General features: G+C 63.9%; 10 protein-coding genes. 8 read left to right on the top strand and 2 right to left on the bottom strand.

The genetic code is table 11. From position 1 onward, the window contains the following. Window positions 1-190: 190 nt before the first annotated feature. From phnY to RFM68_RS03640, 8 genes are all read left to right on the top strand, one after another. On the top strand, window positions 191-1,645 hold the full coding sequence (gene phnY, locus RFM68_RS03675) for a phosphonoacetaldehyde dehydrogenase (RefSeq protein ID WP_320231298.1): 1,455 nt from the start codon (window positions 191-193) through the stop codon (window positions 1,643-1,645). Window positions 1,646-1,649: 4 nt separating this feature from the next. Then, window positions 1,650-2,768 carry a TIGR03364 family FAD-dependent oxidoreductase gene (locus tag RFM68_RS03670; protein WP_320231297.1) on the top strand — a complete coding sequence of 373 codons (1,119 nt, stop codon included), beginning with the start codon at window positions 1,650-1,652 and terminating at the stop codon, window positions 2,766-2,768. Further along, the gene (gene pbfA / locus RFM68_RS03665) at window positions 2,765-4,111 is read left to right on the top strand and encodes a (R)-1-hydroxy-2-aminoethylphosphonate ammonia-lyase (RefSeq protein WP_320231296.1); all 1,347 of its coding nucleotides are present in this window, start codon (window positions 2,765-2,767) and stop codon (window positions 4,109-4,111) included. The genes RFM68_RS03670 and pbfA overlap by 4 nt, the downstream gene beginning before the upstream one ends. Before the next feature lie 5 nt (window positions 4,112-4,116). Next, window positions 4,117-5,127, top strand: coding sequence for a 2-hydroxyacid dehydrogenase (locus tag RFM68_RS03660; protein ID WP_320231295.1), 1,011 nt, complete (start codon window positions 4,117-4,119; stop codon window positions 5,125-5,127). 245 nt (window positions 5,128-5,372) lie between these two features. Continuing rightward, entirely contained in the window at window positions 5,373-6,404 is a 1,032-nt protein-coding gene (locus RFM68_RS03655; protein WP_320231294.1) for a 2-aminoethylphosphonate ABC transporter substrate-binding protein, read from the top strand. Window positions 6,405-6,469: 65 nt separating this feature from the next. Further along, window positions 6,470-7,585, top strand: coding sequence for an ABC transporter ATP-binding protein (locus RFM68_RS03650; protein ID WP_320231293.1), 1,116 nt, complete (start codon window positions 6,470-6,472; stop codon window positions 7,583-7,585). Beyond that, window positions 7,578-8,435, top strand: coding sequence for a 2-aminoethylphosphonate ABC transporter permease subunit (locus tag RFM68_RS03645; RefSeq protein ID WP_320231292.1), 858 nt, complete (start codon window positions 7,578-7,580; stop codon window positions 8,433-8,435). Before RFM68_RS03650 ends, RFM68_RS03645 begins: the two co-directional genes overlap by 8 nt. 2 nt (window positions 8,436-8,437) lie before the next feature. Then, on the top strand, window positions 8,438-9,235 hold the full coding sequence (locus RFM68_RS03640; protein ID WP_320231291.1) for an ABC transporter permease subunit: 798 nt from the start codon (window positions 8,438-8,440) through the stop codon (window positions 9,233-9,235). A 120-nt stretch (window positions 9,236-9,355) separates the two neighbouring features. Here the strand turns inward: RFM68_RS03640 and RFM68_RS03635 are convergent, their stop codons facing one another. Then, window positions 9,356-10,753, bottom strand: a complete 1,398-nt coding sequence (locus RFM68_RS03635) for a hypothetical protein (protein WP_320231290.1) — start codon at window positions 10,751-10,753, stop codon at window positions 9,356-9,358. After that, complete coding sequence (locus tag RFM68_RS03630; RefSeq protein WP_320231289.1) at window positions 10,750-13,626, bottom strand: peroxidase family protein; 2,877 nt, start codon at window positions 13,624-13,626, stop codon at window positions 10,750-10,752. The genes RFM68_RS03635 and RFM68_RS03630 overlap by 4 nt, the downstream gene beginning before the upstream one ends. Window positions 13,627-13,684: the final 58 nt, after the last annotated feature.

Genomic DNA, 13,684 nt, shown 5'->3' with positions numbered 1-13,684 from the left:
CGATCGACGGGGGAGAGGAAAGGCGCCAGGGCGATCCGCCGTGCTTTTGGCTTCGGATGTTGTGCCGTTGGATTGGAAATAGGGCGCTGACTTCGCAAGATTTCCTCTCCCCGTCGACCGGGGGAGAGGTGGCCCGAGGGGCCGGAGTGGGGGTCGATCCCCGCGACGTATCCAATAATGGAACTAGCCCATGACCCAACTCGATCCTTCCATTAAAGTCCGCCATGAGCCGATGCGCATCGCCGGCGAGAAGGTCAATGCCGAACGCCGGCTTGAGGTGCGCTTCCCCTGGAACGATACCGTCATCGGCACCGTGCCGGCGGGCGGGGCGGAGCATGCGCGGCGCGCCTTCGAGATCGCCGCCAATTACCAGCCGAAGCTGACGCGCTACGAGCGGCAGCGCATCCTGCTCAAGACCGCCGAGCTGCTCAATGCCCGCAAGGATGAGTTGTCCGACCTCATCACGCTGGAGCTCGGCATTTCCAAGCAGGATTCGCTCTACGAGGTCGGGCGCGCGTTCGACGTCTTCACGCTGGCCGGTCAAATGGCCATCCACGACGATGGCGAGATCTTTTCCTGCGACCTCACCCCGCATGGCAAGCAGCGCAAGATCTTCACCACACGCGAGCCGCTCAACGCGATCTCGGCGATCACGCCGTTCAACCATCCGCTCAACATGGTGTCGCACAAGGTGGCGCCGGCGATCGCCACCAACAATTGCGTCGTGGTCAAGCCGACCGAATTGACGCCGATCACGGCGCTGATACTGGCCGATATCCTCTACGAAGCCGGTTTGCCGCCGGAGATGCTATCGGTCGTCACTGGATGGCCGGCCGATATCGGCGACGAGATGATCACCAATTCGAACATCGACCTGATCACCTTCACCGGCGGCGTGCCGGTCGGCAAGATGATCGCATCGAAGGCGGGCTACAGACGCCAGGTGCTGGAGCTCGGCGGCAACGACCCGCTGATCGTGCTCAACGATCTTTCGGACGAGGATCTGGCGAAGGCCGCCGACCTTGCCGTCGCGGGCGCCACGAAGAATTCCGGTCAGCGCTGCACGGCGGTGAAACGCATTCTCGTGCAGGAAAAGGTCGCCGACCGTTTCGTGCCGATGGTGCTGGAGCGGGCGAAGGCGATCCGCTTCGGCGATCCGCGCGATATGGCCACGCAGCTCGGCACCGTGGTGAATGAGAAGGCTGCGGCGCTGTTCGAGAAACGCGTTTACATGGCGGCGGAACAAGGGGCCGAGGTGCTCTACGATCCGGGGCGCAAGGGCGCGTTGCTGCCGCCGATCGTCGTCGACCGCGTGCCGCACCAGTCCGAGTTGGTGATGCAAGAAACTTTTGGGCCGATCGTGCCGATCGTGCGCGCGCCGGACGATGACGAGGCGCTCATCGCGCTGTCGAATTCGACGGCTTTCGGCTTGTCGTCGGGCGTATGCACGAACGATTTCCGCCGCATGCAGAAATACATCACCGGCCTCAAGGTCGGCACCGTCAACATCTGGGAAGTGCCTGGATACCGCATCGAGATGAGCCCCTTCGGCGGCATCAAGGATTCCGGCAACGGCTACAAGGAAGGCGTCATCGAGGCGATGAAGAGCTACACCAACGTCAAGACGTTCTCCTTGCCGTGGTAGTGTCGTGACGGATACCTATGACCTTGCCGTGGTCGGCTCCGGCATCATCGGGTTGGCTCACGCATTGGCAGCCGCGCGGCTTGGCTTGCGCGTCGTCGTCATCGACCGCGACCGCCAGGCGAACGGCGCCTCGATCCGAAATTTCGGCCTCGTCGTCGTCACCGGGCAGGAGCCGGGTTCGTCGCGCCGGCTGGCGGAACGCAGCCGCAAGATCTGGCTCGAGCTTGCGAATGAGGCGGGGCTTGAAATCCTCCATCGTGGCAAACTGATCGCGGCACAGCGCCCGGAAGCGCTGGCTGTACTGGAGTCGTTCAAGGCTGGCGAGCACGGCGCGGAATGCAAGATTCTGACGGCGCGGGAGACGGTCGGGCAGCTGGGCAGCCTCAACGGAAAGGCGATCGTCGGCGGGCTTTTCAGCCCGTTCGAGTTGCGCGTGGAATCGCGCGAGGTCCTGCCGCGACTGGCGTCTTTCCTGGCGGGGCGCTTCGGCGTCGCGTTCCGCACCGGCATATCGGTCAACGAGATCGCCCCGCCGATGGTCGAGACAAGTGCCGGTCGCTTGCGTGCGCAGAAGGTGGTTGTCTGTCCCGGCGATGATTTCAGCTCACTCTATCCGCAGCGCCTCCGTGAACTTGACGTGCAGCGCTGCAAGCTGCAGATGCTGCGCCTTGCCTATCCCGGCTTCCGGCTTTCGTCGGCGCTGATGTCCGATCTCAGCCTGTTGCGCTATGGCGGTTTCGCCAGCCTGCCAGAAGCCGTCGCGCTGCGAGCCAAGTTGGGCGAACAGCGCGAGGCCGCGTTAGCCAATGGCGTTCACCTGATCGTCGTGCAGAGCGCTGATGGCTCGCTTGTCGTCGGCGATTCCCATCACTACGGCCTGTCGCTCGATCCGTTTGGGTCGGAGGCCGTCGACCAGCTGATACTCGATGAGTTCAGGACATTGTTCGGCAAAGCGCCAGAGGTGATCGAGCGCTGGACCGGAAGCTACGCTTCAGCGAAGAATGCCGTGCTGCGCGACACCCCGCACAAAGACGTGCGGCTGGTGATCGTCACCAGCGGCACCGGCGCCAGCACCGGATTTGGGCTTGGCGAGGAGACCATCGTGGAGTTGTTAAGCCAATGACGCTCGTCCATACCGAAGGTGAATCCAACAGGGCCGCGGCGCGACAGGAGTGGAGCGCCAGGCAAAGTCATGCGCCCTCGCAGGAGCTCTTGCGGCGCGACGCGGCGGCCTTCCTGCATCAGAGCCTTTCCAGCCCCTGCGTCTCGGCCATCGCCAAGGCGGAAGGCATCTGGATCGAGGACACCGCAGGGCGGCGCTACATGGATTTTCATGGCAATAGCGTCCACCATATCGGCTACGGCCATCCGCGCCTCAAGGAAGCCATCCGCAAGCAGATGGACGAATTGCCGTTCTCGCCGCGCCGTTTCACTTGCGAGCCGGCGGTCGAACTGGCCGAGACGCTCGGCAAGCTGGCGCCGGGCGATCTCGGCAAGGTGCTGTTCACGACCGGTGGGTCGGACGCGATCGAAGTTTCGCTGAAGCTGGCGCGCGCGGCCACGGGCCGGTTCAAGACGCTGTCGTTCTGGGATGCTTTCCACGGCGCCGGGTTCGGCGCTGCAAGCGTCGGCGGCGAGGCGACCTTCCGTTCCGGCATTGCCGGGCCACTCCTGCCCGGCACCGAACATGTCGCGCCCTGGGCGCCGCACAATTGTCCATACGGCACCAGTTCGCTGGAGGATTCGGCGCGTGCCTGCGCAAACATGATCTCCTATGTGCTGGGACGCGAAGGCGACTTCGCCGCCTTCATCGCCGAGCCGATGCGCGCGACGCCGCTGGTGCCGGCGCCGGGCTTCTGGAAAGCCGTTCGCGAAGCCTGCGACCGCCACGGCACGCTCTTGATCTTCGACGAGATCCCGACCGGTCTCGGCAAGACCGGAAAATTCTTCGCCTCCGAGCACGACGGGGTCACGCCCGACATCATCGTGCTCGGCAAATCGCTCGGCGGCGGCATCCTGCCGATCGCCTCGGTGATCGCCCGGCGCGATCTCGACGTCGCCGGTGACTATGCGATCGGCCACTATACGCATGAGAAGAACCCGGTCACCGCGCGCGCCGCGTTGACCACCATCGCCATTATTCGCGAGGAAGGTCTCGTCGAGCGCTCGGCCGCGCTCGGCGCCCACGCGCTCGCCCGCATGAACGACCTCATGCGTCGCTCGCCTTTCGTCGGTGACGCCAGGGGCAGGGGTTTGATGTTCGGCGTCGAGATGGTCGAGGACAAGGCAAGCCGCGCTCCAGCGCGCGCGCTTGCCGAGAAGATCTATTACCGCTGCCTCGACGAGGGGCTGAGCTTCAAGATCAGCCAGGGCAATGTGCTGACGCTGTCGCCGCCGCTGGTGATTTCGAGCGCCGATCTCGATCGCGCGCTCGACATCGTCGAGGCCGCCGTGCTGGCGGCCTGAGCAAGGTGAAGGCCGTCCGCACCGACAGGGAACTCGAATGCCCGGGTATTGACGCGGGTCTGAGGGCGCGCGGTGTCAAGCTCGTCACGCTGCCGGACCGCATTCCGGAAGCCGAGCTGATGGCTGCGGTCGCCGACGCCGACCTCATCCTGATGTGCTACACGCCGATCACCGCGCGCGTCATTGAGGCCGCGCCAAATCTCAGGGGCATCGTCAAATATGGCGTCGGCATCGATGCCATAGATATCGAGGCGGCGATGCGGCGCGGCATTCCCGTCGTCAATGTTCCCGAATATGCCGAAGAGACGGTCGCCGAGGGCGCCTTCGCGCTGATGATCGCGCTGGCGAAACGGCTGCCGGCGATCTCGGGGGCGGTTTCGCGCGATGGCTGGGTCTGGCCCGAGCACCGCTGGCTGGGCCGCGACATCTCAGGCTCGACGCTTGGGCTGGTCGGCTGCGGCAAGATCGGCCGCAGCATGGCGCGCATGGCGGGGCAGGGGTTTCGGGCGCGGGTGCTCGGCTTCGATCCCGGCGTCGACGCGGCGACGATGCGGGATGCGGGGATTGAGAAGGTCGACGATCTGCAAGCGATACTGCGCGTCTGCGATTTCATCTCGGTCCATTGCGTGCTGAACGAGCAGACGCGCGGCCTGATCGGCGGCCAAGAACTCGCTTGCATGAAGCCTTCGGCCATCCTCATCAACGTATCGCGCGGGGCACTCATCGACGAGGCGGCGCTTGTCGAGGCGATCGTTGCCGGGCGCATCGCCGGGGCCGGGCTCGACGTCTATTCGCTGGAGCCGCTGGCAAAGTCCGGCCATCCGATGAGCGCGCTGTTTGATCGCGACAATGTGATCCTGTTTCCGCATCTCACCTTCTTCACGCATGAGGCGATGCGCCGGCTCGAGGATGACACGCTCGAGCGCTGTTTCGAGCTGCTCGATGGCCGGCCGGTCACCATCCGCTCACATGACCCGCGGCTGCGGGCGCAGACGGTTGGCGTTTCATTCCGTTGATTTTCAATGATTTTTCGTAGTCGGATCGGGCTCTCTCGAGGCTCGCGACCGCGATGCGACAGTTCCGTGACAAATATCAGAAAAAACTTGCCTGTCATAAAATAAATAGATTTTACTTATCGATTGGCGACCCCCAAAGTTGACACAACGACGACATGCACCAGCGCTAATGAGCCCGTAGCGGGCCAACGAACGCGATCACGAGTGCGTCGCAGATTGTGCCTTCAATCAAAGGGGAACTGACCATGAAATCGCGAAATCTTACTATAGCTATGACCTTCGCCGCGGCGCTGCTGGGTTCGTCGGCACTCGTCGCACCGGCATTCGCCGATGGCGTCGTCACCATCTATTCGGCCGATGGCCTGCATGACGGCAATGGCAGCTGGTATGAGACCGAATTCGCCGCCTTCACCAAGGCCACCGGTATTACCGTGCAGTATATTGAGGGCGGTTCGGGCGGCGTCGTCGAACGCGTCGCCAAGGAGAAATCAAACCCGCAGGCCGACGTTCTGGTGACGCTGCCGCCCTTCATCCAGCGCGCAGCCGCCGACGGCCTTCTGCAGGACTATAAGCCGGAAGGCTCCGACCAGATAGACGGCGGCACCGACAAGTACCGGCCGCTGGTCAACAACTACATGAATTTCATCTACAACAGCGCCGTGCTGTCGGAAGCGCCGAAGAGCTATGACGATCTGCTCGATCCGAAATTCAAGGGCAAGATTCAGTACTCGACGCCCGGCCAGGCCGGCGATGGCACCGCCGTCATGCTGCAGATCATCCACGCCTTCGGCGGCGAGGATGCGGGCTTCGGCTTCATGAAGAAGCTTCAGGACAACAATGTCGGCCCGTCCGCCTCGACCGGCAAGCTGACCGCGCTGGTCAACAAGGGCGAATTGCATGTCGCCAATGGCGACCTGCAGATGAACATGTCGCAGATGGCCGACAACCCGAACATCAAGGTGTTCTGGCCCGCCGGTCCGGACGGCACCCGCTCCACCTTCGCGCTGCCTTATGAAATCGGCCTGGTCACCGGCGCGCCCAACAGCGACAACGGCAAGAAGCTGATCGCGTTCCTGCTCTCCAAGGAAGCGCAGTCGACGGTGAGTTCCGTTGCGCTCGGCCTGCCGGCCCGCAAGGACGTGAAGCCGGACGATGCCAACTTCGGCAAGCTGCAGGATGCCATGAAGGGCGTGACCGTCTGGGCGCCGAACTGGGACGACGCGCTGACCAAGCTGCCCGACTACGTCAAGAAGTGGAACGAAGCGACGGGAAGTTGATCTCCCCGGTGTCCAATTCCGGAGGACCAGCCATGTCGGTGCCCGCTGTCACGGGAAGCAGTGTCATGGACGTCGACGCCGCGAAAATTCGCGGCGCCGGCTCCAATGTCCACTTCGACAAGGTCAGCGTCGCTTATGGCGCGCATGTCGTGCTGCATCCGCTGACGCTCGATATTGCGCCGGGCGAGATCCTGGCGATGATCGGGCCCTCCGGCTCCGGCAAGACGACGGCGCTCAGGGCCGTCGCCGGTTTCGTCAGGCCGGCAAGCGGCCGCATCCGGATCGGCGCCACCGACGTCACCGATGTTCCGCCCTATGAGCGCGGGCTCGGCATGGTGGTGCAGAACTATGCGTTGTTCCCGCATATGCGGGTCGAGGACAACGTCGCCTTTGGTCTGCGGGCACAAGGCGCCGACAGGGCGCTGATCGGCGAGCGCGTCAAGGACTCGCTCGCCACCGTCGGCATGTCGGGCTTTTCCAAACGCTACCCGCGCGAGCTTTCCGGCGGCCAGCAACAGCGTGTCGCGATTGCGCGGGCGCTGGCGGTCAGGCCGCGCGTGCTTCTGCTCGACGAACCGCTTTCGGCGCTCGATGCGCAGATCAGGCGCAACATGGTCGAGGAGATCGCCAAGCTGCATCGCGACCTGCCGGGTCTGACGATCCTCTATGTCACCCACGATCAGACCGAAGCGCTGACGCTTGCCGACAAGATCGCCATCATGCGTGACGGCCGGGTATCCTCGCACGGGCCGACGGGCGAACTCTACCGGCGGCCGCCAAATCGTTTCACGGCTGAGTTCCTCGGGCGCGCGAACCTCTTGCCGGTCACTGTCGCGGAGGGCGCCGCCGGACCGAAAGGGCTCGCAAAGGCCAAGCTCGGCGATGCCGTGCTTGCGGGCGCCGCGCGCGGCGAGAAGCCTGGCGACAAGACCCTGCTCTGCATCAGGCCGCAGCATCTCAGCCTCACCGGCGACGAGGAACACACCAACAGGATCGTCGGCACGCTGAAGGAAGTGCACTGGCAGGGCGAGCTTACCCATCTGGTGCTCGATGTCGACGGCACGCCGGTGCGTGTGTCGGCGACCAGGCTGCCGGTAAGCCTGCCGGAGCGCGGTTCGGCAATGCCGCTGTTCTTCACGCCCGGCGATACGTCGCTCGTTCCGGAAGACGTCCGTGGCTGACGCGGCCGTCCTCCCCGCGCCGATAGCCAGAAAGGTGCCCGGCCGGTTCTGGATCTTGCCGCCGGCAGCGCTGCTGGCGCTGTTGTTCTTCTATCCTCTGGTGTTGATCGTCCAGCAGGCATTTTTCGACGACAGCGGCATGGCCAATGTCGCCGAATTCGTACGTGTGCTGCATGCGCGGTTCTTCCTCAACGCGCTGCTGAACACCATCACCATTTCCGTCGCGGCGACAGCCGGATGCCTGATCGTCGGGCTGGTGCTGGGGCTGATCCTCGCCTTCGTGCCGTTTCCGGGCAGTGGCGTGGTTGCCCGGCTGATCGACACTTTCATCGCCTTGCCGACATTCCTGGTGACGCTTGCCTTCACCTTCCTGTACGGGTCGGCCGGCATGCTCAATGCCGGATTGATGGAAATCTTCGCGCTGCCGGCGCCGCCCGTCAATTTCCTCTACTCGACCTGGGGCGTGATCCTGGCCGAGATCACCGTCTATTCGCCTTTCGTCCTGCGCCCGCTGCTCGCCGCGTTTTCGCTGGTCGATCGCGGCCAGATCGAAGCGGCGAGCGTGCTTGGCGCGAGACCATTTCGCATCGTCCGCCAGGTGATCCTGCCGGCTGCCGTTCCGGCGCTGATTGCCGGCGGAAGCCTGTGCCTGCTTTTGACGGTCAACGAGTTCGGTATCGTGCTGTTCATCGGCGCCAAGGGCGTCATCACACTGCCGCTGCTCATCTATAGCAAGGCCATCCAGGAATCGGCCTATCAGGTCGCCTGCATCATCGCCGTCATCAACATCGCGCTGTCGCTGGGGCTGTTCGGCCTCTACCGGTTCGCCGCCGGCCGGCTGGGGGTATAGGGGTGCTGGTCTGGTCGCGCCCCGGTCGCATCCTGATTTGGGCAGTCTTCGCGCTGCTGTTCGGCGTGCTGTTCCTGGCGCCGCTGGCGGTGATCCTGCTCTCCAGCCTGGCCGACCAATGGAACGGCGTGCTGCCGAGCGGGCTGACAGTCGAGCACTACAGCGATGTCATGCGAGGCGCTGCGTGGAAGGCAGTGAAGGCCAGCCTGGTCACCGGTTTCCTGGCCAGCGCGCTGGCGCTGGTCAGCGGCACCTGGGCAGCGCTTGCGCTGCGTGTCCAGGGCGCAACGCTGGCGCGGCTGCTCGGCCTTTTGTTCTTCATCCCCAGCGCCGTGCCTTCGGTGTCGGTCGGTCTCGGCCTGCTGGTGGCCTTTAGCCATCCGCCGCTGCTGCTCAACGGTACGATCGCCATCGTCATGGTGGCGCATTTCGTACTGATCTCGGCCTTCACCTTCGGCAATGTCTCGGCCGGGCTGGCGCGGCTTTCGCCCGATTTCGAACAGGTGGCGTCGAGCCTCGGGGCACGTCCCGCCTATCGGCTTTGGCATGTCACGCTGCCGCTGCTCACGCCTTACCTGGTTGCCGCCTTCGGGCTGAGCTTCGCGCTGTCGATGGGCGAGCTGGGTGCCACCGTGATGGTCTACCCGCCGGGCTGGGTGACGCTGCCGGTATCGATCTTCAGTCTCACCGATCGCGGCGATGTCTTTGCCGGAGCGGCGCTGACCATGGTGCTCGTCGCCGTGACGCTGGTGCTCCTGCTCGGGCTCGAACGCCTCACCGGTCGTCAGACGAGATCATAAAGCGCGTCGCGATGAAACGGATTCAGGCGACGCGCTTTAAGTCTTTGTTTTGATGCATGTCGTGATCCCAAAACCGCTGCGCACTTTTGGGCGACATGCATCAGCGTCCCAACGCCAGCGTCAGTGCCAGTCGCGCGCGTGGTTGAGATGCGCGTCGGTCAGGCCGTTGCGGAAGAAGCGCTGGTAGTAGCCGACATCGACATGGTGCACCTGCAGCCAGATGCCCGGCACATGGATGGCATCGCAGTGCGCCGGGAAGCGGCCGTGGGTTTCATAGATGTAGGTGCAGATATCGCGCACGCAGTCGATGACATCCTGCGTGTAGACGGCCGCTTCGCTCAAATAGCGGTGGCCGTAGTCGCCCTTGTAGATTTCTGAGAACAGCTTCTCGTCGGAGAACAGGCCATTCTTGCCGAACTTCTCCTCGACCACTTCGGCAACGGCGTCGGCCATCGTATCGTAATAGGGCGGCGACATGCCTTTGATCAGGTGCTCGCCCTTGAAGCGCAGGCCGATCGGATTGCTGCGCAAATTGGAGTATTTCGGCAGTGGGATGTGCCAGCGCAGAAGGTCCATCAGCCGCCAGCGCGGCACCGCCACGTCGAAGCCGAGCATCGGACCATAAGTCTTTGAAAATTTCGGATCGCCGAGCAGCACAGGCGGACTGATCGAGCCGTGTATCCAGGCGCCGAGTCCCATGGCGTCGGCGACGAGGAACAAATTCTGCAACAGAAGGTCGGCCTCGATCTGCGTGCGCAGCGAGCCGATCGCGCCGAGCGGGATCTTCAGGTCCTTGTTGAGGAAGCCATTTTTCACCCAGCGCTTGACGCCGGCCGAGCGATAGAAATTGCGGTCGTCGACGATGTTGGGGCGCGCCCCATCCGGTTGCGTCAGCAGATACATCATGCCGTTGATGTACTGGCGCGAGAGGTCGACGACCGGCAGCAGGATGGTCGTGCCCGGCAGGTTCGACAGGAAGCGGTTGGAATCGAGATAGGCTGGAAAGTCGCGCATGCCTTCGGCGACGTCGAGCCGCTTGTCGAGGATGCGCACCTTGGCGTCCTGCGCGCGCTCGATCAGCCGCTCCGGCGTGAACGCCGTGTTGCCGTCGGCAGGCGGCGGCAGCTTGCGCAGGAAATAGGTGCCTGAGTCGTTGATCAGGAAGAAATGCGTGCCTTGCGCATTGTCGGGGCTGCCGGCGGTGCGGCCGGCCATGGTCAAATTGGGCTTGGCCATGATCGGCTTCTTCGTCGCCGGGTCCTCGAAGGGCCGGTCGGGCATGGTGAGGCCGGTGCAGCCGGTCATGGCGATCAGCACGGCTTCCTCGAGTTCCGACAACCGCTCGCGTGGCTCTTCCGACACGTAGCTCATGCTGCCGGCAAGCACCGAACTGCCCTGACTCACGCGATGCGTGCGGCGGCGAAAGATCGTCTCGACCAGCGGCCGCTTCAAAAGCTGATCGAGCCCCGAAGCGATGCTGGCATTGGCGGCCGGGGTTTGCTTGAGCGGCGCGGTCATGGCTTTGCTCCTGCCAGCGCCGGGTCGGTGCTTGCCGGCACGATCGGCCGCCAGGGCGCGAAGGCGCTCTGCGTCCTCGGCAGCACCGAGGCGAGGTCCGGGCAGTGGCGCAGGATCAGGCTGGTCATGCCGTTGTTGGCGATCCAGTCTATGCCGAAGGGCGAGTAGATTTCTGGCCGGTAGTCCACGGTGAGGAAGCGGTCGCTCTGCAGCCGCCGCGACGCCATCAGGATGAAGATACGGAAAGCGGTGTCGCTGAAGCCGAAGCCCGCCGGCGCCGGCTCGGAGAGCAGGCCAACCACCGTGTCGATCTTGTCGACATCGCCATAAAGCTCCTTGAGCAGCCGCGCATCCTCGGGACTTGTCGTGACTTCCTCGAAACTCCGGATGCGCGGTCGGTGCAGGCCGGTGCGAAAATCATTGTAGCGCGGCACGCCGCGGCGCCTGGTGCGCACGATATCGACGACGGAGAGATCGATGATCTCCTTGTCGCGTTCCAGCTTGAGTAGTGATTTCGGGAAGTTGTGCAGCGCGATTGCGCCCGGATGCGCGATGCCGAAAGAGTAGAGCGTGTTGCGCAGGCCGAAGTCGCGCATGATGTCGTCGGCGCCAGCGCCCTGGATGTCGAGGAAACCCTTCTCTGCAATCTTCTCGCCTGACCTGTGGTGGTAGAAGCAATAGTCGTCCGGCAGCAGCGGATGCATGCGATAGACGGTGGTGAAATCCTCGGTCAGCGAGTAGGGCGCGGTGTGATGGTCGGGCATCGTCTTCGGGATGCCGACGGACGCATGCTCGTCGAGCAGCCACAGACCGAATTTGGTCACCCAGTCGTTCGCGGGCGGGCCGTTCCAGTTGCTGGAGAGGCCGACCTCGATGGCGCGGGTGGCCAGGATCGCCGGCGTCCACTCGACCGTGTGGATCTTGGCAATCAGCGCCGAGACGATGAGCCGCGCGGTTTGATAGATGCGCTCGTCGTCCCAATTGCGGTAGCGCAGCCGCAATTCGTCGCAGAGCAGATTGTGCTCGCGCGCGAACAGCGTGTGCATGGCGCTCAGGCCCAGCCACCAGCTTTCGTTGAAGCCTGTCACCTCGAAGCCGTGGACGTCTACCGGCAGATGGTTGTCGACCAGCCTGATCTTGGCGCCCTCGCGCAGCATATTGGCCTTGGCGCTGCTCGGGCCATAGACCTCCGAGCCGTCCCACCAGTGCGAGGCCGCGTTGCCGAAATAGATTGGCGGCTGGCCGGGGCCGCGGTCGAGCGCCTGGTTGCCGGCAATGCGCATCACGTCTTCAGGCTTGCCGCCGACGGAGTTCGTCCACTTCATGCCGGGCGGCAGCGGGACGACGACGTCATCCTTGCCGAGCGGATTGCGCGCATGGTTCACCCAGTCATGCACCTGGAACTGGATCCAGGCGGCGGCGAGGATGTTGAGCGAGCGCGCCGGGATGAAGGTTTCGCGGTGCAGCAGCTTCTCGGCAACGACGACCGGGTTCGGCGTATCGAACAGTTCCGGCTTGTAAGCCGGCGTCAGGTTGCGGCCGAAAGTAGCGCCGACCGCGCCCATCTTGGGCACAGACAGATCGTTGTAGCTGCCGTCATAGGTGCGGCTCTGGCGCACTTCCTCGGGGATCGGCGCTTGCGGCTCCGGCCGCGCCTGCGGTGGCTCCTCGACAACTTCCGTGCCGATCAGGTTTTTCTCTCTCAACACATAGCGAAACGCGTCGAGATTGAGCAGGCTGAGGCGAAGCGGCAGCTTGTGCCATTCGATGCGGCGGTTGATCACCACAAAAGCCTGGCGCGCGATCCCGCTGAGCAGGCGATTGCGCAGCGGTGCTTCGGTTCGCCAGCGATAAGCGAGGCGATGCGCGGCGCTCGCGTCGTACACGCCCTTGCGTGCCCGATTGAGATTGCCGAGAGGACGAAATTCATCCGTCGTGTTCCACGGATTGAAAGCGAGCTCGTCGATCACCCGCGTATTGGTGAAAGCTTCTGAGGTGCCGGATGAGGGCCGGGTGATGGTGAGCTCCGCTATTTTCACCGGCGGCGACACGGTTTCCGTCCATTCGACCGCCGTATCCTCGATCGGCGTCGAACGCTCGTCGATGAAAGGCTGGACGCATAGCTCGAAGCGGACGTCGCCGGCTGCCAGACGGGCGGCGAACTCGTTGGCCAGATAGCTGGCATCTGTCGCGGACGGATCGGGCGCGGGAGCCGCACTCGGCACAGGCCGCACCAGGTAGCGCACGGCAAGCGTTTCGCCCCAGCGGATGGCGCCGCGGCTCCAGAAGGTTTCCAGCGCGACACTGCGCACCTTGCGATTGCGGCCGGCCGAGATGTTCTTCAGCATGCGGATCACTTCGCCCGGGCCGAAGCCGAAGGCAAGGCCAATGAGGCCAATGATCTTGCCGATCGTCCCGCCGGCGGTCGCCTTGGCGAAAGCGACGAACTGCCTTGCATCGCGGGCGTGCGAGACGGGGAAGTTGGTGGCTAAAAGGTCGTGCTGCTCCCTGTCCGAAATCTTCACGCGCAGCGCCAAGCCGCGCAGGTCGGGCTTATAGTCGGCCTGGCCCGAACCGCTCGCGTTGGAGAAGCGCACGATTGCCGGATAGGATTTGCCGGGCTGGGCGAAACCGGCGCGGAATTCAGCGGGAAGGTCGTCGTTGAAGCGCAGCGTCGCGTCGATCGAGGCGAGGATCGGCTTGGCATGGAAGGCGCGCTGGATGCCGGCTGCCTTGGCGCGCTGCTTCGTCTTCAACTGGACATGCATCATGTCCTGCGCGAGTTTCTCGAACAGCAGGCGCTCCTGCTCGTCCGAACCTTGCGATATCTCGCGCCAATTCGTCGTGGCTTGCCTGCCTGGTTGCGTCAACAAGGCTGCCTCCCCTGGTTCTCTGTTTCACGCAATTCCGAACGGGAAACCGCCGCTCACT

The sequence above is a fragment of the Mesorhizobium montanum genome (genome assembly GCF_033977145.1).
In the GTDB taxonomy this organism is placed as follows: Bacteria; Pseudomonadota; Alphaproteobacteria; order Rhizobiales; family Rhizobiaceae; genus Mesorhizobium; species Mesorhizobium montanum.
Note: the sequence above shows the minus strand (reverse complement) of the source record. Positions and strands in the feature narration are given on the sequence as shown.